This window comes from Pseudoxanthomonas sp. OG2, assembly GCF_014192765.1.
In the GTDB taxonomy this organism is placed as follows: Bacteria; Pseudomonadota; Gammaproteobacteria; order Xanthomonadales; family Xanthomonadaceae; genus Pseudoxanthomonas_A; species Pseudoxanthomonas_A beigongshangi.
The window spans coordinates 2157888-2176877 of record NZ_JACHYM010000001.1 but is presented as its reverse complement, the minus strand read 5'-3'; the positions used below and the strand labels follow the sequence as shown (position 1 = coordinate 2176877).

Annotated in this window: 19 protein-coding genes; 8 read left to right on the top strand and 11 right to left on the bottom strand. The window is 68.1% G+C overall.

What is annotated here, in order from left to right:
- Nucleotides 1–176: 176 nt before the first annotated feature.
- The 4 genes from FHW78_RS09950 to ttcA all read right to left on the bottom strand — a co-directional run bounded on the left by FHW78_RS09950 (nucleotide 177) and on the right by ttcA (nucleotide 3774).
- Nucleotides 177–686: a hypothetical protein gene (locus tag FHW78_RS09950; protein WP_183639750.1), complete on the bottom strand. Its 510-nt coding sequence runs from the start codon at nucleotides 684–686 to the stop codon at nucleotides 177–179.
- Nucleotides 687–767: 81 nt separating this feature from the next.
- A complete protein-coding gene (locus tag FHW78_RS09945) occupies nucleotides 768–1553 on the bottom strand; it encodes a SprT family zinc-dependent metalloprotease (RefSeq protein ID WP_183639748.1) in 786 nt (261 codons plus the stop codon).
- Nucleotides 1554–1880: 327 nt separating this feature from the next.
- Nucleotides 1881–2786: a recombination-associated protein RdgC gene (locus FHW78_RS09940; protein WP_183639746.1), complete on the bottom strand. Its 906-nt coding sequence runs from the start codon at nucleotides 2784–2786 to the stop codon at nucleotides 1881–1883.
- Between the two features lie 64 nt (nucleotides 2787–2850).
- Complete coding sequence (gene ttcA / locus FHW78_RS09935; RefSeq protein ID WP_183639744.1) at nucleotides 2851–3774, bottom strand: tRNA 2-thiocytidine(32) synthetase TtcA; 924 nt, start codon at nucleotides 3772–3774, stop codon at nucleotides 2851–2853.
- A gap of 65 nt (nucleotides 3775–3839) precedes the next feature.
- Between ttcA and FHW78_RS09930 the strand changes: the two genes are divergently transcribed.
- Complete coding sequence (locus FHW78_RS09930; RefSeq protein WP_183639742.1) at nucleotides 3840–4049, top strand: YdcH family protein; 210 nt, start codon at nucleotides 3840–3842, stop codon at nucleotides 4047–4049.
- A gap of 217 nt (nucleotides 4050–4266) precedes the next feature.
- Complete coding sequence (locus FHW78_RS09925) at nucleotides 4267–4956, top strand: hypothetical protein (RefSeq protein ID WP_183639739.1); 690 nt, start codon at nucleotides 4267–4269, stop codon at nucleotides 4954–4956.
- A 45-nt stretch (nucleotides 4957–5001) separates the two neighbouring features.
- Here the strand turns inward: FHW78_RS09925 and plsB are convergent, their stop codons facing one another.
- The 4 genes from plsB to FHW78_RS09905 form a co-directional block, all read right to left on the bottom strand.
- A complete protein-coding gene (gene plsB / locus FHW78_RS09920) occupies nucleotides 5002–7656 on the bottom strand; it encodes a glycerol-3-phosphate 1-O-acyltransferase PlsB (RefSeq protein ID WP_183639737.1) in 2655 nt (884 codons plus the stop codon).
- 284 nt (nucleotides 7657–7940) lie between these two features.
- Entirely contained in the window at nucleotides 7941–8879 is a 939-nt protein-coding gene (locus FHW78_RS09915; protein WP_183639735.1) for a hypothetical protein, read from the bottom strand.
- Nucleotides 8880–9277: 398 nt separating this feature from the next.
- Entirely contained in the window at nucleotides 9278–9997 is a 720-nt protein-coding gene (gene pyrF, locus FHW78_RS09910) for an orotidine-5'-phosphate decarboxylase (RefSeq protein WP_183639733.1), read from the bottom strand.
- Nucleotides 9994–10902: a 5'-nucleotidase, lipoprotein e(P4) family gene (locus FHW78_RS09905; protein ID WP_183639731.1), complete on the bottom strand. Its 909-nt coding sequence runs from the start codon at nucleotides 10900–10902 to the stop codon at nucleotides 9994–9996. The genes pyrF and FHW78_RS09905 overlap by 4 nt, the downstream gene beginning before the upstream one ends.
- Before the next feature lie 118 nt (nucleotides 10903–11020).
- On the opposite strand from FHW78_RS09905, the gene FHW78_RS09900 reads away from it, so the two are divergent.
- Entirely contained in the window at nucleotides 11021–11695 is a 675-nt protein-coding gene (locus tag FHW78_RS09900; protein WP_183639729.1) for a DUF480 domain-containing protein, read from the top strand.
- 176 nt (nucleotides 11696–11871) lie between these two features.
- Here the strand turns inward: FHW78_RS09900 and FHW78_RS09895 are convergent, their stop codons facing one another.
- The 3 genes from FHW78_RS09895 to FHW78_RS09885 form a co-directional block, all read right to left on the bottom strand.
- Nucleotides 11872–12465 (bottom strand): DinB family protein, encoded by a 594-nt coding sequence (locus tag FHW78_RS09895; RefSeq protein WP_183639728.1) that lies wholly within the window; start codon nucleotides 12463–12465, stop codon nucleotides 11872–11874.
- Nucleotides 12462–12839: a hypothetical protein gene (locus FHW78_RS09890; protein WP_183639726.1), complete on the bottom strand. Its 378-nt coding sequence runs from the start codon at nucleotides 12837–12839 to the stop codon at nucleotides 12462–12464. Before FHW78_RS09890 ends, FHW78_RS09895 begins: the two co-directional genes overlap by 4 nt.
- Nucleotides 12840–13099: 260 nt before the next feature.
- Entirely contained in the window at nucleotides 13100–15079 is a 1980-nt protein-coding gene (locus tag FHW78_RS09885) for a UvrD-helicase domain-containing protein (protein ID WP_183639724.1), read from the bottom strand.
- 289 nt (nucleotides 15080–15368) lie between these two features.
- Between FHW78_RS09885 and FHW78_RS09880 the strand changes: the two genes are divergently transcribed.
- From FHW78_RS09880 to FHW78_RS09860, 5 genes are all read left to right on the top strand, one after another.
- Nucleotides 15369–15935 carry a GspH/FimT family pseudopilin gene (locus tag FHW78_RS09880; protein WP_183641310.1) on the top strand — a complete coding sequence of 189 codons (567 nt, stop codon included), beginning with the start codon at nucleotides 15369–15371 and terminating at the stop codon, nucleotides 15933–15935.
- Between the two features lie 282 nt (nucleotides 15936–16217).
- Nucleotides 16218–16829 carry a GspH/FimT family pseudopilin gene (locus FHW78_RS09875; RefSeq protein WP_183641308.1) on the top strand — a complete coding sequence of 204 codons (612 nt, stop codon included), beginning with the start codon at nucleotides 16218–16220 and terminating at the stop codon, nucleotides 16827–16829.
- Between the two features lie 61 nt (nucleotides 16830–16890).
- Complete coding sequence (pilV, locus tag FHW78_RS09870; RefSeq protein WP_183639722.1) at nucleotides 16891–17346, top strand: type IV pilus modification protein PilV; 456 nt, start codon at nucleotides 16891–16893, stop codon at nucleotides 17344–17346.
- Nucleotides 17343–18353 carry a hypothetical protein gene (locus tag FHW78_RS09865; protein ID WP_183639720.1) on the top strand — a complete coding sequence of 337 codons (1011 nt, stop codon included), beginning with the start codon at nucleotides 17343–17345 and terminating at the stop codon, nucleotides 18351–18353. The genes pilV and FHW78_RS09865 overlap by 4 nt, the downstream gene beginning before the upstream one ends.
- Nucleotides 18350–18940, top strand: a complete 591-nt coding sequence (locus FHW78_RS09860; protein ID WP_183639718.1) for a PilX N-terminal domain-containing pilus assembly protein — start codon at nucleotides 18350–18352, stop codon at nucleotides 18938–18940. Before FHW78_RS09865 ends, FHW78_RS09860 begins: the two co-directional genes overlap by 4 nt.
- Nucleotides 18941–18990: the final 50 nt, after the last annotated feature.

Below are 18990 nucleotides of genomic sequence, written 5' to 3'. Positions count from 1 at the left end.
AATGCGCAATCGGTCTGGAGCGGGGTAGGAGCGCCGTCCCGGCGCGAGCTTTCCGAGGTGTGTGGCGAGGAAGCGGACGGCGGAAAAAAAAAGCGGCCCGAAGGCCGCTTTTTTTTTTTTCGGGATCCGCGTCTGCCCGAAACCTTCGGTCACGGGTGCGGCCGGCACGACGGTGATTACTGCGCGGCGGTTTCCGCGTCCATCACCTGCAGGCCGATCGAGACCGGCTCGCCCGCGCCTTCGCCGTTGAACGAGACCGTGGCCTTGCGGCCTTCCTTCTCGTAGGCCAGCAGGCCGTCGTTGGCGCTGCCCTGCATCGCCATGGTCTGCTTCCAGCCTTCCTTTTCCATCGCCGTGCGCGCGTCCGCGTACAGCTTGGCGACCTCGCCCGGCGCCTTCAGCGCGATCAGCTGGGTCTTGTTCACTTCCATCACGCTTTCCACCGCGTAATTGGGCGGCAGGTAGACGTCCTTGGGGAAGGTCGCGGGCAGCTTGGCGTTGTCGCCGCCGCTGATCTTCATTTCCCCCTCTTCGGTCTTGATGGTGACTGTCTCACCGTCCTTGTCGAGATCGACCTTGTGGCCGGTCGCCTTTTCCAACGCCGCCTCGGCCAGGGTTTCCTCGGCCGATTGCTTGCAGCCCGCCAGGGCCAGCGCCACGCAGCACACCAACAGCATTCCACGCATTCCGCATTTCTCCTTGTCATCGATGATCACCGGACCGGCATCCACGCCGGCCCGTCACCGGATCGAACGATAGCGGAAACCTCAGCCGGCCAGCAGTGCGCGCAGGCCCGCCTTGAGGCGGCGGCCGTGCTCATGGAAGTAGGCGCGCTCGTCGCGCCAGGCCGGAAACCGCGCCTCCACTTCGCGCCAGAACGCGCGCGAATGATTGGCGTGGATCAGATGGCACAGCTCGTGGACCAGGACATACTCGAACGCCGACGGCCGCGCGACGACCAGCGACAGATCCAGCGTCATCGCACCGTCCGGGCTCAGCGAGCCCCACAGCGAGGACATCATCTTCAGCCGGATCGGCGAGGGCGCGCGCGGCAGCGCCGCCAGGTAGCGCGGCAGCCAGCGGTTGATGTCCGCGCGCGCCTCGGTTTCGTAGAACGCGCGCAGGTGCCGGCGCAGTCCGGCGTCGCCCAGCCGGGCCGGCAGCTGGATGCGGATGCGTCCGTCTTCGTGCCGGATGGCCGCGTAGCGCCCTTCCTGCCAGTCCACCGGCACATCCTCGCCGCGCAGCGGCAGGGTGGCGGTGGTGAACGGCACCAGCGAGGGTAGTGCCTCGCCGCCGAGCTGGCGCGCCAGCTGCGCCTGCAGCCAGGCGCGGTGTTCGTGCAGGAAACGTTCGCCCGAGACCAGGCTGGCGCGCATCGGCAGGGTCAGCCGCGCGCCGCGTTCGTCCACGCTCAGCTTGAGCCGGCGCGCGCGCGGATCGCGGACCCGCTGCACCTCGATCGTGCGGCCGTCCTCCAGCGCCAGCGGGACGACGTCGCGCTCGACGCTGCGGGGCGTCTTGGCGATCAGGCGTTGCAACCGGAAGGGCATGGACAAAAGCATCGCATGGAATACCCGGCTGCTGGTGGCGCCAAGAGCCAAATCCCCCTCAGTCCCCCTTTTTCAAAGGGGGAGGCAGAGCGGAGGCTTTCGCGAGATCGAGGTGCTGAGTAAGCCCCCTTTGCAAAAGGGGGCGGGCACCCGCGAAGCGGGTGACGGGGGATTTGGCTCTTGGCGCCAAAAGCTAAATCCCCTCAATCCCCCTTTTGCAAAGGGGGAGGTAAATGCGGGGCTCTTACGAATCCCGAATCCCGAATCCCGACTCCCGAATCCCGGCCTTCAACGGCCGCATGGCCGGTCATCCCGAATCCCGGCTCCTCAAGCCTCCGCCTTGCTCAGCTTCAGCGCATGCTCCAGCACGATGAACAGGCGCTTCACCTCGCCGGCCATCAGCGCGAAGCGGGCATCCAGTTCGGCGCGCAGGTCCTCGCGTTCGGTGTTCTCCAGCTGATCCACCACGCCGTCGAGGAACTTCAGCTTGCGGATGATCAGGTCCTCGCCGAGGACGAAGGAGACGTGATCGTCCAGCGTCAGCGCCAGCCGGGTGACCTGTTTGCCGGCTTCCAGGTGCTTGGCGATTTCGTCGCTCTGCAGTTCCTGGTGCTGGCACTTGACCACCGCGCCGCCGTCCATCGCGTCCTTGAGTTCGCACTCCTCGCCCAGGCTCAGGCCTTCGGGCAGCGGTTCGCCGGCGATCCAGCCGGTCATCACCGAACGCGGCGCCACTTCGGCATTGAGCGGCAGGGCCGGGAAGCTGCCCATCGCGCGGCGGATTTCCGACACCGTGTTCTCGCCGCTCTTGCGCGAGGAACTGTCCACGGCGACGAAGCCGTGCTCCAGATCCAGCAGCGCGTCGGTGCGCGAAGGCTTGACGAAGGCGCGCGGCAGCAGCTCCATCAGCAGGTCGTCCTTCAGCCGCTTGCGGGTGCGCCCGCTCGGCTTGCGGCCTTCCTTCTCCTCGATTTCCTCCAGCTTGCGCGCCAGCAGGTCGTTGACCACCGCGCCGGGCAGGATCTTGTCCTCGCCGCCCACGCTCAGCCAGATCGAATCCTGGATGCGGTGCGACAGCGCTTCCTCACCCCGCCCGAACGGCGAGATGAAGCCGCGCGAGGACAGCTCCAGCGGGCCGACCGGCTTGAGCCGGGCCTCGGGAAGCAGTTCATCGAGCTGGGAGAAATCGAGCGAGGGATTGAAACGGAACAGCGTCAGGTTGCGGAAGAACATTCAGGGGCCGGGATTGGGGATTCGGGAGTGGGGATTCGGTCGGACGGAAGAGATGGGGATGGTGTTACGAATCCCCAATCTCCAATTCCGAATCCCGTGCCTCGCCCGCCAGCCACGCATGCGCGTCGGCTTGCTGCGCGCCTTCGCGGTGACCGAGGGAAAGGAAGTCGAACAGTTTCGGATCGCTGAGCTGCGAGGGCCGGATGTCGCCGAGCGCGCGCGAGATCGTCTCGATGCGGCCGGGGGACTCGCGTTCCCAGGCATCCATCATCTTCTTGACCTGCTTGCGCTGCAGGTTTTCCTGGCTGCCGCACAGGTTGCACGGGATGATCGGAAATCCCTTCGCCTCGGCGTAGGTTTCGATGTCCGACTCGCGCACGTAGGCCAGCGGCCGGATCACCACGTGCTTGCCATCGTCCGACAGCAGCTTGGGCGGCATGCCGGACAGCTTGGCGTGGAAGAACAGGTTGAGGAAGAAGGTCGCCACCAGATCGTCGCGGTGGTGGCCCAGCGCGATCTTGGTGAAGCCCTGTTCCTCGGCGTACGAGTACAGCGCGCCGCGGCGCAGGCGCGAGCACAGCGAGCACATCGTCTTGCCTTCCGGCACCACCCGCGACACCACCGAATAGGTGTCCTGCTCCAGGATCCGGTAGGGCACCCCGATCGATGCGAGGTACTCCGGCAGGATGTGTTCGGGAAAGCCGGGCTGCTTCTGGTCCAGGTTGACGGCGACCAGCTCGAAATCGACCGGCGCCTTCTTCCGCAGCTGCAGCAGGATGTCCAGCATCGTATAGCTGTCCTTGCCGCCGGACAGGCACACCATGACCTTGTCGCCATCCTCGATCATCCCGTAGTCGGCGATGGCCTGGCCGATCTGGCGGCGCAGGCGCTTGGCCAGCTTGCCCTGTTCGCGGGCGTGGCGGCGGGGATCCGCGCCACGAGGCGCGGGATCGGCGAGGACCTGGGGCAGGGGATGGATGGCGTTCATGCGAACGGCCATTGTACCGGCCGCGTTGCGATGACGACGAAACCCCGGCGGTGTACGCTCGGTGCGTGGACAGCCAGAACCCCGCCGACATCGCCCAGCGCATCGCCGAGCTCCGGCGCGAGCACCGCGAGCTGGACGACGCGATCGCGCAGCGGGTGTCCACCAGCCTGGAAGACGACGAAATCGCCATCAAGCGCATGAAGAAGCGCAAGCTCTGGCTGAAGGACTGCATTGCCCGGCTGGAAAGCGCGCTGATTCCGGACGAGCCGGCCTGACCGGTCGTCGCCCGCCGCCCCCGGCGTCCCATCCGGCCCGAAGCTGACGCGTCGCGTCACCTCCCATCCGTTCGGCGGCGGCGCCGTGGTCCGCCGGAATGCCGCACAGCCCCTTCCGCGCGGGGCATCCGGGGCTGGCCCGGAGTTGGCCCGATGCTTGCTTCATTTCTGTGAACAGTTGCCCATTTCGGGCGGGCAGGACGTGGCCGGGAGCCGCATGAACCAGGAAAAAGAACCCATCGGGAGCTTGTCCCCGCCGCGCGATCCGGGCGCGGGCATGGCCCCGCTGCGGGTCCGCCGCATCGCTCCCGGCGAAGCGCTGGGCGATGTCCAGCGCCTGCGCCGCGAGGTGTACTTCCTGGAACGGGGCCGGCCGGACGGGCGTGGCAAGCGCATCGCCGACGGCCTGGACGGCTGCGGCACCACCGTCGTGGTCGAGGTCGGGCCGCAGGCGGTGGCGACCCTGCGCCTGCACGACTTCGGCTCGCCGGCGGTGCAGGTGGAATACGGCAGCCTGTTCCAGGTCGATCGCTTCGCCCGCGCCTGGCCGCCGCGGAGCATCGCGGTGGGCACCCGCTTCGCGGTGCAGGCCGACCAGCGCGCCAAACCGGTGGTGGATCGGCTGATGGAAGGCACCTACCGCTGGGCGCAGGACAACGGCATCCGCTTCTGGCTGGTGGCCTGCGAACCGTTCCTGATCGATGCGTTCGAGCACTACGGCTTCCGCGAATACCTGCCGCCGGTGATCCTGGCCGGCGGCGCGGAACTGCTGCGGATGGCGCTGGTGATCGATGATGCCCAGCACCTGGGCGAATGCGGATCGCCGCTGCGTCCGCTGGTGGAGGATCCGGCCTCCGGCGCCATGGCCAAGGCCTGGCTCACCCGCAGCTTCGGCCACGTCAACTGAAAACATGCGCGGCGCCCGGGGGGCGCCGCGATTCCGTCACCGCGCTTATTCCACCGGCGCGGGAGGCGGTTCCGGCGCGGCCGCTTCCGGGCTGACCCGCTCGATGGTGTGGCGCAGTTCGCGGCCCAGGATCACCTTCGCGTCCTTGGCCCACGCGTCCAGCCGCTCGTCGAACATCAGCTTGCTGTTCTCGTCCGGCCACACCAGCTTCATTTCGCGCATCTTCTGGATGAAGCTGCGGAACAGGGTCTTGTCGAAGAATTCCGGCGCGGCCGGGGCGTACAGCAGGCTCAGGCGCTGCGCGGCCTGCTGGCACAGGCTTTCCAGTTCGGCCGTGCCCAGCTTGCCCGGGCCGTTCTTCACCAGCACCGAGATCGCGATGTAGTAGCGCTCGAACGCCTGCTGCAGCGAGTGGCCGATCGCGCGCAGGCGGAACACCTCGTCGGTCTGGCCGGCGCTGCGCGCCAGGATGCCGCCGTCCTCCTCGTTGACCTGCTGCAGCAGGCCCTCGCGGATGAACACATCGACGGTGCGATCCATGCGCTCGACGAACTCGTCCTCGCTCCACGGCAGGAACAGCTCCTCCTGCAGGAACGGATACAGCCCGCGGCCCAGGCGCAGCACGCCGGCGCGGCTCATGCGCCGGTTGTTCTGGAAGCAGCAGGCGATCCACGACGAGGCGGTGAACAGGTGCAGCACGTTGTTGCGGTAGTAGCTCATCAGCACCGCGGTGTCGTCGCTGTCGAAGCTCAGCACGTCCCCCAGCGGATGCTTGATGCGGCGGAGCGCGCCGATCTCCTCGCCGTGGGCGATGATCCGTTCCGGCGAATGCGGGGTCACCGTCACCCGGTCCGAATACGGCAGGTCCGCCAGCACCGACTTGGACAGTTCGATCTGCGCGATCAGATCCACTTCGCCCATCGCGTGCTTGGGCGTGGACAGCAGCGCCAGCGCCAGCAGGTTGATCGGGTTCACGTCCGCGGCGCGGTTGATATTGATCTGGATGCGCTCGGCCAGGGTGTCGATGGTGTCGGACAGCCAGGCCGGCTTCTCGTCGTCGGAGACCGGCTTGCCGTCCCATTCCGGCGCGTGTTCGGCCAGCACGTCGCCCAGCGGAATCGGTTCGCCGAAGTTCACCACCACCTGGCCGTAGTTCTGCTTGAGCACCTTGGGGATGTTCCACAGCAGCACCCAGATGGATTCCTTTTCCTTCGGGCGACCGCTGAGTTCGTCCAGGTAGCTGTTGCCTTCCAGCAGCTTTTCGTAGCCGATGTAGACCGGCTGGAACAGCACCGGCTTGCGCGGCTGGCGCAGGAACGCGCGCACGGTCATCGAGATCATGCCGCCCTTGGGGGGCAGCAGCCGGCCGGTGCGCGAGCGCCCGCCCTCGATGAAGTACTCCAGCGAATAGCCGCCGGAGACCAGCTGCGCCACGTACTCGGTGAACACCGCCGAGTACAGCGGGTTGCCGCGGAAGCTGCGGCGCATGAAGAACGCGCCGCCCTTGCGCAGGATGGTCCCCACCACCGGCAGGTTGAGGTTGATGCCGGCGGCGATGTGCGGCGGCACGATGCCGCGTTCGTACAGCAGGTACGACAGCAGCAGGTAGTCCATGTGGCTGCGGTGGCAGGGCACGTAGACCACTTCGTGGCCGGGCGCGGCCTCCTTGAACTTGTCCAGGTGGTGGACCAGCACGCCGTCGTAGATCTGGTTCCACACGTGCGAGAGCAGGAAGCTGGCCGAGCGCACCACCGGGTTGGAATAGTCGGCGGCGATTTCCCAGGCGTAGGCGTGCGCCTTCTTCCAGGCGTCCTCGGGCTTGCTCTTGTCGCGCCGGGCCTGCTCGGTGATCGCTTCGCGCACCGGCTCGGCCGCCAGCACCTGGTCCACCAGCAGGCGCCGGGTCGACAGATCGGGTCCGATGATGGCTTCGCGGATGCGGTGGAAGTGCGTGCGCAGTACCCGCGAGAGCTTGCGCACCGTGCGTTCCGGGTCCAGCCCCTCGGCCACGGTGTCGCGCAGCGAGACCGGCGCGGCGAAGCGGACGATGGTGCCGCGGCCGTTGAGCAGGATCGCCAGCAGGCGGCGGAAGCGGCCGACGATGGCCCAGTTTTCCGAGAACAGCACCGAGAACCAGCCGCTCTGCTTGTCCGGTGCCCGGCCGACGAAGATCGACACCGGCACCAGCTGCACATCCAGGTCCGGGTTCACGCGGTGGGCGTCGAGCAGCTTGGCCAGCGAGCCGGAATGGGTCTTGGCACTGATCTGGTCGGGAATCAGGGTGCTGGCGTTGCGCCGCGACAGCGCCACGTAGGCGCGCTTGCGACCCAGCGGGTCGCCGCCGACCGGCAGCGGTTCCAGCGGCGAGGGCAGGCCGGCGTCGCGGCAGGCCCGGTCCAGGATCAGCGCATTGGACAGGCCGTAGTCCTCCAGCACGTAGCAGATCGGGCGTCCGTCCACGACTTCCCGCGGCGACTCCGGATCGATGCGCAGGGACAGCCAGGGGTCGGCCAGGCGACCCAGCAGGCGGGCCCACAGCGGCCGCCGCGAGGCGCGCGCGGGCGGTGCCGGCACGGGCGGGCGCGCCGGGGGAGGGGATTCGGACGCCGGTTCGCGCGGCGCTTCCGGTTTCTTGTCCGGCGGCGTCGGGGCGGGGGCTTCCGGGAACGGCAGGGGGTTCTGTTCTGGCATCGGCGGCATTATGGCGCACGGGCCTGTCCGGCAGAAAAGCGCCTACCCGCACCCCGGGGGTAGGAGCGGCCTCCGGCCGCGAGCTTCTGTGCGCGGTCTCGCATGTGAGTGGTTCCCGGAGCCGGAGGATAGGGCTCGCGCCGGGACGGCGCTCCTGCCGGTGGGGCGTGCGTGCGTTGGGCCGGCAGGTCCCAAGGTAGGAGCGGCCTCCGGCCGCGAGCTTTTATGGATGGTCTCGCATGTGCGTGATTCCCAGGGACCGGGCCGAAGGGCTCGCGCCGGGGACGGCGCTCCTACCTGGCGGCGGTGGTCGGCCGTGCCGAGGTCGGGGGTTCGGGCTCGGTGGGCGGTTCGGCTGGGGGCGGGGGCGGCGGCCGGGCACGTTCGGCCGCCCGCAGGTAATCGCTCAGGTACCAGCGGCCGTCGCGACGTTCCAGGCTGACCTGGCTGTCGATCTCGCGGTTGCCCAGCGGATAGTGGATTCGCACGGTGGCGCGGTCGCCCTTCTGCTCGACCAGGCCGGTGCGCAGGTCCGCCAGGGTGGTCTCCAGCGGCAGCCCGTAGCGCGTGAAGGTCGCCTTGGTCTCGGCGAGCACCGGCGCCAGCCGGCGCAGGCTGCCGTCCATGCCGGCGGCACGCAGGTCGGCTTCGCTGGACAGACCCGCCTTGCGGGCGGCGGCGGCCATCCGGTTGATGGTGTTGCGGGCCAGCGCGGGGTCGGCCAGCGGTGCGTCCTGGGCCCAGGCGCTCAGCGCCTGGACCACCTGGGTGTAGTGGACGCGCTGGGTCGGCGAGTACTCGCCTTCCTTCTTCAGGTACTGCACGCCGAACAGGCCCAGCGAGCGCGCGGCATCGCGCAGATCGCGATCCTGGCGGGCAAACTGGCGGTTGAAGTCGCGCATCAGCGCCTGTTCCGAACCCGGCGCCGAGAACGTGGCCAGCATCGGCACCAGTTGCTGGCTCAGTGGCAACTCGGTCAGCGGCCAGCGGCTGCGGTCCTCGCGCCAGGCGGTTTCCAGGACGGCATGGTCCGCCGGCGGCACCGCGGCACGGGCAAAGCCGGCCAGGTCGTCGCGGCGCAGGTGGTCCACCAGCTCGCGCACGGTCGCGGCCGGTTCGCTGGTCGCGCCGGCGAGCTCCTCCGGTTCGCGCTTGCAGGCGACCAGCAGTGTCGCCAGCAACAGCGGTACCAGGACGGGCAGTGCGCGGCGTGCGCGCGGAACGATAGGCATCGGCAGACTTCCCCAAGTCGGGCCGCATCTTGGCCGGTCCGGCGCGATCGGGGCAAGGGACGCCGGTCCCTGTTTCCTTCCTTGCCTAAAGCAAATCCCCCTCAATCCCCCTTTTGCAAAGGGGGAGGCAACCGCCGGTCCAGTGCCGCTGAAAGATGGCCGTATTGATAGCCCCCTTTGAAAAAGGGGGCGGGCGCCGAAGGCGACGGGGGATTTGCTCTTGGTCCAATAAAAAAAGAGGCGGCGATCCCGGATGGGAACCGCCAGCCTCCTGAAGCCGGCCGAAGCCGGAGGACTATGTGTTGTGGCACATGTACGGCCGAAGCCGGATGGCGCACAGCCTAGCGCTCGGCCAAACTTAAAGCAATACCTGAGTAAATGGCGTTTAACTTAATGATTTATATGAGTGATTCGGCGATCTCACGCTGAATCGCCTCCGCCGCCGCGCGCGGATCCGCGGCCTGGCGGACCGGCCGGCCCACCACGATGGCGTCCGCGCCCAGGCGGAAGGCCGCGGCCACGCCCACCGTGCGCTTCTGGTCATCGCCCACCGGGCCGCCCGGGCGGATGCCGGGGCAGACGATGTCGAAACCCGGGCCGGTGGCGGCGCGGATGACGCCGGCCTCCTGGCCCGAGGCGATCACGCCGTCGATGCCGGCGGCCTGCGCGGCCAGCGCACGTTGGACGACGATGTCGGCAGGTTCGCCGTCGATGCCCATCGCCTTGAGATCCTGGCCATCCATCGACGTCAGCACGGTGACCGCCAGCAGGCGCAGGTCGCCGCTGCGCGCGGCGGCGGCGGCCTCCATCATCCCGGCATGCCAGCCGTGGAGGGTGCAGTAGCTCACCGGCCAGCGGGACAGGCCCTTGATGACGCCGGCGATGGTGGCGGGGATGTCGAAGAACTTCAGGTCGACGAAGATCTTCTTCTCGCGCCGCGCCAGTTCGTCCAGCACTCGGAAGTAGTCGCCCGAGGCCAGCAGCTCCATGCCGATCTTGTAGAACTGCACCGCATCGCCCAGCCGATCCACCCAGGCCAGCGCTTCGTCGCCGGTGGGTTCGTCGAGCGCGACGATCAGCCGCTCGCGGGGACCGAGTTGCAGCGGCCGGCCGCTCATCGGGCCACGTCCAGCGCGGCGCGCTTGGCCTGGCTGCGGGCCTCGGCCGGCTGCGCCCAGTCGTTGTTGAACAGCGCCGGCTCCCAGGAACCGTAGGTCGGGTTGGGCAACATCCACCAGCGTTCGCCGAACCAGTCCTCGTATTCGTCGTACAGCTTCTGCCGGCCTTCGGGGGTGTTGACCTCGACCTGCACGAAGTCGCCGATCTGGTCGCCGAACTGCATCAGCACGCGGTACTTCTGCCCGGCCAGGCGGCGGCGGCAGTTCTTCTCCGAACCGTTCTGCTCGCAGCCTTCCACCACCGTGCCCAGGCCCAGGAACACGCTGTCGTCGGCGACCGGCAGGCCGACCGCGCGCAGGTTGGCCAGGGTGGCCTCCTTCAAATGCACCGCGCGGTTGGAGATGTACAGCACCGTCACGCCCTTGGCATTGGCGGCCTTGGCGAAATCGACCACGCCCGGCACCGGCTTGGCCTTCTTCTCGGCCACCCACTGGTCCCAGCTGACTTCGTCGTATTCCTTGCCGTCGCGGATCAGGCGCGCCTGGTAGGGCGAGTTGTCCAGGACCGTCTCGTCCACGTCCATCACCACCGCCGGCTTCAGGCCGGTGGCCGCGTTGCCGCGCTCGTCCGGCACCAGCGCGTCCCAGTGCTTTTCCTTCAGCGCCGCGTCCAGGTGGTCGGCGGCGGCGCGGTAGCTCTGCTCGGACAGCGCCTTGTATTCCACCGAGGTCTGCACCCAGGCCACCGCGTTGAGGTTGTCGTGGAAACCGGCCGCGGGCGTGGCGGCGGCTTCGGCCTTCGGCGCGTCGGCGGGCGCGGCCGGAGCCGGCGCGTCGGTGCGCTTGCACGCGGACAGGGTCAGGAGGGAGGCCAGGACACTGGCCGTCAGCAGGGCAGGACGCATCGCGGTTCCATCGAACAGGAGTGGCGCGATTTTAGCCGAGCCCGGTTTCAGCCGCTTTTCCGGGCATCCGGCCACCGGCGGCGCGGGATTGCCATGCGGGGGCGTTATCCTGATCGCCATGAGTACCGAATCCGATTCTTCCTCCGAGACCATGCCGTCCGCGCTGACCCTCGATGCCACCGAAGCCCGCCTGCTGGGCTGTCTGATCGAGAAGGAGGCCACCACGCCGGACGTCTATCCGCTGACCGTCAACGCCGCCCAGTCGGCATCCAACCAGAAGACCGCCCGCGACCCGGTGCTGAACCTGGAGCCGGGTGAAGTGAACCGCGGCCTGCGCGCGCTGGAACAGAAGGGACTGGCGCGACAGGTGTTCTCTTCCCGTGCCGAGCGCTACGAACACCGCACCGGCCAGCATTTCAGCCTGCCGCAACAGCAGGTCGCGCTGCTCGGCCTGCTCCTGCTGCGCGGCCCGCAGACCATCCACGAACTGCTCGCGCGCAGCGAGCGGCTGGCGAAATTCGCCGACGCCGAGGATCTGCGGCACCACCTGGATCGCCTCGCCCAGCGCCAGCCCGCACTGGTGGTACAGATTCCGCGCGGTCCCGGCCAGCGCGAGGACCGCTACATGCACCTGCTGTCCGGCCCGGTGGATGTCGCCGCCATCGCCGCGCGCGCACCGGCGGCGTCGGCTTCCGGCGCGTCGGATCTGGAAGCGCGGGTGCAGGCGCTGGAAGCGGGTGTCGCCGCGTTGCAGGAACAGATCGCGCAGCTGCTCGCGCAGCCGGAAGCGTAAATCCCACTCGGTCCCCCTTTTGCGCTTTCAACAGCCGAATGGCTGGTCAAGGGGGATGTAAAAGCAGCTCCGTGCGCAGAAAAACCTCCTTGGCCCCCTTTGCAAAAGGGGGCGGGCGCCGAAGGCGACGGGGGATTTGCTCTTCGCGCCGAAGCCCAATCCCCCTCAAGTGCTTCTCAACCGCCGCATGGCGGGTCATCCCCCTTTTTCAAAGGGGGAGGCAAAGCGGATTCAGACAGCTCCGGCACCCGCACGAACAGATCCGTCACCCCCACGTCGACCCCCATCTGCGCGAACAGCGTCGTGATCTGCCCGCGATGATGGGTCTGGTGGTTGAAGAAATGCAGCAGCGTGCCGTCCAGCGGGCGCCGGAACGCATCGTCACGCAGATTCAGGTATTCCAGCGGCACCGCCAGCGTCGCCGCGTCGAGCGTGTCCACCCAGGCGACGATGATCCCATCCAGCCATTCGCGCCGCGCGCGCAGCGCGGGCAGATCGACGCAGGGCCGCGCATCCAGCACGCGCGGGAGCTCCAGCGCATCCATCGGCGCCAGGATTTCCGATCCCGAAGCATGCTGGCGGAAGCGCTTCAGCCAGATCGTGTCGGCCACCACCAGATGGCTCAGCGTGCCGAAGATCGACCCGAAAAAGGCACCGCGATCCGCCGTGACCTCCGCCTCCGGCAAGTCACCGGCCAGCGCGTACAGCCGCTCGTTCATCCAGCGGTTGTAGCCGGCCAGCAGCCGGAACGCGCCCGCCAGTTCGCTCATTGTGGGCGCCGGCTGCTGCGCAACAGCAGCAGGCTGCCGATGACGGTACCGATCAGGGACGCGCCCAGGCCGAGCATGGTCGCGATCCACAGCTCCCGCGGCCACGGCACCATCGCCGCATCGCCCACCAGCAGATGGCGCAGCACCACCGCCGTCGGCACCGCCAGCGCCGCCCACAGCCACACGCGCAGGAAACGCCCGGTCCCGAACGCGCGCAGCAGCATCGCCACCACCGCCACGGCGGCCAGCCCGGGCGTATACAGCGCGACCGGCAGCACCGCCTGATCGACGGGCAATTGCCAGTACTTGAAGCCGATGCCGATCAGCGCGATGGCGAAACCGATCGGCAACCAGACGGGACTGGATCGGGTCATGGAGACACCTGCGAAGAGCCTGCGCGCAGCCTAGCGAGACGGACGGGGCGGCGTCCACCTTGTGTCCTGCGATGCGTCAAAAGCAAATCCCCCTCAATCCCCTTTTTTCAAAGGGGGAGGAACAGCGGGTTTCCGACCGTTGAAGTCTCCTGGTAGCCCCCTTTGAAAAAGGGGGCGGGCGCCGAAGGCGACGGGGGATTTGCTCTTTCGCGCAAACCCAAAGACAACCGCCAAACAGCGGCTCAAGGACGCAAGCCCGCCTACCCGTCCAGCAACGCCTGAATCGCCGCCAGCCCCGCGCTCGCGCGTTCCTTCTTGCGCTCCGCATCCGCCACCGGGTCCGCGCCGTCGCGCTGCAACTCGGCGGCGGGAAGTTCATCCAGGAAGCGGCTCGGCATCAGCCGGATGCGTTCGCCGAAGCGGCGGGTCTCGCGGCTGTGGCTCAGCCACAGCGCCTGCTTGGCGCGGGTGATGCCCACGTACATCAGGCGGCGTTCCTCGGCCAGGTTGCCTTCTTCCACGCTGATCTCGTGCGGCAGGGTGCCGTCCTCGCAGCCGACGATGAAGACATAGCGGAACTCCAGGCCCTTGGCCGCGTGCAGGCTCATCAGCCGCACCTGGTTGCCGCCGTCGTCCTTGTCGTTGCGCGACAGCAGCGCCAGCTGCGCGGCAAGATCGCCGACGTTGCCGCCGCGCGGTCCGCCGTCGAACCAGTCCGCCAGCTCGTCCAGGTTGGCGCGCCGGCGTTCGAAGCCGGCCTGATCCTTGCTCTGCGCGCGCAGATCGGCCAGCAGGCCGGAGCGCTCGACCAGCCGCAGCAGCAGTTCCTTGGCCGACAGCGTCTTGGTGTGATCGCGCAGATCCCGGATCACGTCGTTGAACGCGCTCAGGCCGTTGGCCGCGCGCGCGGGCAATGCCTTGAGCACGGTCATCGACTCGGCCGCGCGCGACATCGGCATGCTCGCGTGCTGGGCCATCTCCGCCAGCTTGGCCAGCGAGGTGGTGCCCACTTCGCGCTTGGGCGACTGCACCGCGCGCAGGAACGCCGTGTCGTCATCCGGATTGGCGACCAGCCGCAGCCACGACAGCGCGTCCTTCACTTCCTGGCGCTCCAAGAACGCGGTGCCGCCGGTCAGGTGATAGGGCACGCGCAGCAATTGCAGCGCTTTTTCCAGCACGCGCGACTGGTGGTTGCCGCGGAACAGGATGCAGAAGTCGCTCCACGGTGCCTCGCGGGCCGTGTGCAGGAACGAAATCTCGGCGGCCACCTTCTCCGCCTCGTGCTCGCTGTCGCGGCACTCCCACACCCGGATGCGATCGCCGTCGGGCTGGTCGCTCCACAGTTTCTTCAGGTGTTCATGCGGGTTGTTGGCGATCAGTGTGTTGGCCGCGCGCAGCACCCGGTTGGAGCAGCGGTAGTTCTGCTCCAGCTTGATGATTTCCAGCTTGGGATAGTCCTTGGCCATCTCCAGCAGGTTGTCCGGGTTGGCGCCGCGCCAGGCGTAGATGCTCTGGTCGTCGTCGCCCACGCAGGTGAAATCGCCGCGCGGGCCGGCCAGTTGCTTCAGCAGGCGGTACTGGGCGTCGTTGGTGTCCTGGCACTCGTCCACCAGCAGGTAGCCGATGCGCTCGCGCCAGGCCTTGGCGATCTCCTCGTTGCCTTCCAGGATCTGCACTGGCAGTCGGATCAGATCGTCGAAGTCCACCGCGTTGAAGGTCGACAGGCGCGCCTGGTAGCGCGCGTACAGGCTGGCCGCCTCCTGTTCGCGCGCGCTGCGCGCGGCGGCCATCGCCTCCTCGGGCGACAGGCCGGCGTTCTTGGCGCGCGAAATCAGGTTCTTGGCCGCGTCGATGGCGTCGGGCTTGGCGCCGGTCATCAGATCCTTGATCTGCGCGGCCGCGTCGTCGGCGTCGAAGATCGAGAAGCCGCGCTTCAGGCCGGCCGCCGCGTGCTCGATCTGCAGGAACTTCAACCCCAGCGCATGGAAGGTGCATACGGTCAGGCCGTCGGTCACGTCGCTCTTGAGCCGCTTGCCCAGGCGCTCGCGCATTTCCTTGGCGGACTTGTTGGTGAAGGTGATCGCGGCGATGCGCTTGGCCGGCATCCGGCCCGAGGTGATCAGGTGCGCGATCTTCTCGATGATCACGCGCGTCTTGCCGCTGCCGGCGCCGGCGAGCACCAGCAGCGGTCCGTGCACGTGCTGGACCGCGGCGCGTTGGGGAGGGTTGAGGCCTTGCATGGGGGCGCTATTGTAGGGCCAAGGCCGCCCCGCATCGGGGTCCGGAACGGCTCGAAACAGAAAATTTTCACATTGACATCCGGCCCCGCATCGGCGGGGCAACGGCGGTCACGCCGCATCCGTTCCACGCTCGCCCACTAGACCGTCATCCCGGTTCGCGTGCTTTCGGACGATTCCGATGGGGTCGCACCGGCTGCCGTGGTCTCCTCCCATTGTCACGTGACGCACTCTTGTTCGTATCCGGGGATCGCGCCGCGATGGCACGAATCGATACCCACGGAGTCAACGGATGCACCGGCCCACATGGCATCGCGCACGCAAGTGCGCGGGAGGCTTCAGCCTCGTCGAACTGATGGCGACGACCGCGTTGCTCGCCCTCCTGGGCGCGATGGCGATGCCGTCGCTTGAAAACCTGATCAACGGCAATCGCCTGGCGAACGCCAGCAACGAGATGCTCGCGTTCCTGAATGCGGCGCGCCTGGAAGCCGTCACCCATCACACGCGGGTCGACCTCTGCCGCAGTGCGGATGGCGAACGTTGTTCGGACGACGCGCCGTCCCCGGCCGGCTGGATGGCCTATCGACCGGAGGGCGACGGGATCGAGGTGGTGGCCGCCACCCGGATGGATGGCCGCATCGTCCTGCAACTCAATCAGGCCGCGGCGGGCTGGACGGGATACGACGCCGACGGCCGGATCCGCACCCGCCCGCAGTTCCTGTCTTCCGGCCGCATGCGCCTGTGCATTCCGACGACCCGCCCGCGCGACAACATCCGCGACGTGACGATCCGCGCCAGTGGCCGGGTCGAAGTGACCGCCTCCAGCGGCAACGGCGAATGCCCGTCACCGTCGGACTGACGGGACGAAGATCCAGCCAACGAAGCGCGGGCCCGCGCACGCCGCGTGGCGACGGCCAAGCGCCCGACGCACCCGCGTTCCGGTAACGCCGAAACTGCCGGCAACGCATCGTCCACCGCGTGACCATCGCCGCGTTTGCGCGCCTTTCGGAATCCTCCGATGGCCCTCCCACCGTGTTGACGATTCCATTCCCGGTCCGTGGGTGCCGGCCGGAAACGTCCAAGGCATGGCGCCTGATGCAGGGGGATCGTTCCCGTGAGGGGCTACACGGTGGAGAGCGCAATGGGTTTGAAGCGACGGAGTGGCGCGTGTCCCGATGCGGCGCGCAACGCGGCGGGCTTCACGCTGATCGAACTGGCGGTGACCATCGCGGTGCTGGCGATCCTGCTCGCGATCGCGTCCCCGTCCTTCGAAACCCTGATCAACCAGAACCGCCTCGGCGCGGCCAGCAACCAGGTGATCGCCACCCTGCAGACCGCGCGCGTCGAGGCCATCCGCCAGAACCGGAAGGTGATGATCTGCGATTCCGCAGACGGCGCCCAATGCCGATGCTGCGAGCGCAGATGGCGCGGCCTGCTGCTCGCCCAGCCCGAGGGGGAGAGCGGCAGCCGATCGCTGGCGTTCACGCAGTTCAATGCGCCCGTCGAGTTCATTCCCGGGGCGGCGTCCAACAGCAACTACTGGGAACACCGGATCGCCTACCGCGCGGATGGCCGGCCGGCGAACGGACCCTGGCCGTCGTTGTCCGGCCCGATCACGCTGCGGGTCTGCATTCCCACCTCCCGGCCCGCCAACAACATCCGCGACGTGGTGCTGCATCCCAGCGGACGCGTGGACGTGAGGGATGCCAACGGCGGTGGCGCCTGCCCCTTCCCCGACACGTCGCCGAGTTGAGGTGCGGATGAAAATAGGTCAACGCAGTGCCGCGCTCCGGTCGCCAACCACGCGCCGCCAGATGACAGGCGCCGGATTGCTCGAAGTGCTGGTCGCGGTGCTGGTGCTCGGCATCGGCCTGCTCGGCGTGGCTGCCACCCAGAGCGTGGCGCTGAAGGCCAACCAGGTATCGGCGATGCGCTCCCAGGCCATCATCGAAAGCTACGGCATGCTCGATGCGATCCGCGCGGCGATGCCCCCGGAAGCGCTGGCTTCCTCCTCCGCACGCGCGACGTTCCTGGCCGCCTATCAGTTGCAGCGGACCTGCAACGCCAGTGGCGGCGCCGCCGGCACGCTGGCCGGCAACGATCTGCGCGAATGGGTGAGCACGCTGCGGAACGATCTGGGGGAAGGCGCCTGCGGCACCGTGGCCTGCAACCCCCAGAGCGGCGAATGCGCGATCACGGTGGAGTGGGACGAATCGCGCCTGCCCGGCGGCCAGTCGGGCAACACCCTCACCATCAAGAGCCGCCCATGAGCGCCGTTGCGTTCCCGTCCTTCCCGCGCACGCGGGCCTGTCGGCGCCGGACCATCGTGATGCCGCCCGCGTCGATGGCGGGCCTGTCGCTGATCGAACTCATGATTGCCGTCGTGCTCGGCTTGCTGGTCGTGCTGGCCGCGATCGGCCTGTTCACCAGCAATCGCGCCGTCTACGACAGCACCGAGGCGCTGTCGCGCATCCAGGAAAACGCCCGTGCCGGATTCGAACTGATGGCGCGCGACCTCCGCGCCGCGGACGGCACCGTGTGCCGGACGCCCGTCGACACAAGCACGGCGGCCGCGGCTGCCTCGCCGGAAAAGATGCCGCTGATCCGGTGGGCGGGTGCAGCCAGCAAGCCCGCATGGGGCTTCGGCCTCTGGGGGGATGGCCTGCGGGGATGGAGCGGGCAACTGGGTGATGTCATCGAACTGCGCTCGGCTACGGCGGGTGCCGTGCCCATCGAGACGCACATATCCAACACATTGAGTCACGTCGGCCCGCCCCGGTTCAGGCAGGCGGATGAACTGCTGGCCTGCGACGGCAACACCGGTTACCTGCTGAGCGCATCCGGCGTGGAGGGAAGTGCCGTTTCCTATACGCCTGCAGCTTGCAATGCAGTGATCTCCGGCAACTGCGACGAAGAGCAACTTCCTCTCGATCCCGCGCTCCGCCCGGCCTTCCTGGCCCCGGTCGCCGCGATCCGCTGGGAAGTGGGCACCAACCCGCGGGGCGGCCGGGTGTTGTATCGCGTGACGCCGGCATCGGGATCCCACGTCGGCGACGACAGGGCGGAAGTCATCGACGGCGTGCGCACGCTGACGCTGCGCTACCTGCTGCCCGGCAAGACCGAATACGTCCCGGCCACCCAGGTCGGCGACTGGAAGGCGGTGCGCGCGGTGCGTGTCGCGCTGGAACTGGAAGCCTCGCCGGGCGGCGGCGCCGGCAACGAAAAAATCGGCCGCCGCATCGTGCATGTCGTCAGCCTGCGGAACCGCAATCCATGAGCGCCGCATCCCGTCCTTGTCTCCACGACCCACGCGCGCGCCAGCGGGGCAACACCCTGCTGGTCGTGCTGGTGCTGCTGCTGGTGATGACCCTGCTGGCGTTGGCCAGCCTGCGCATCGGCAACCTGGAAGAGCGCATGACCGCCAACCTGTTCGATCGCGGCCTGGCCTTCCAGGCCACCGAGGCCGCCTTGCGCGAAGGCGAAAGGTTGGCACGGTCGTCATCGACGCCGCCGGCCGCTGGCAGCGACTGCGTCAACGGCCTCTGCGGAAAACCGCAGAGCGTGCTGTCGGAGCAACAGATCACCGCCTTGTTCAAGAAAAACGCACGCAGGGCCAGCCCGTTGGAAAAGAACACGCTGGCCGTACCCAATCCGGACAACGTCCGCTATCTGGTCGTGCATCGCGGACGTGCCGAATCCACCCATGGCTGCTCGCGTGTCCTGGGTCCCGGCGGCGGCATCAAGGACCCGCTGTGCCTGATCGAGGCCTACCAGGTGGAGGCCCGCTACGAGGCCCCCGATCGCGCAGTGGTGGTGCTGCGCTCGGTGGTGCATGTCCCCGCGCCTTCTTCTCCCTCACCGTAGCCGGCTGCGATGAAACCAAGAACCCCTTGTCTGCATTCCCGGTGGAGCTC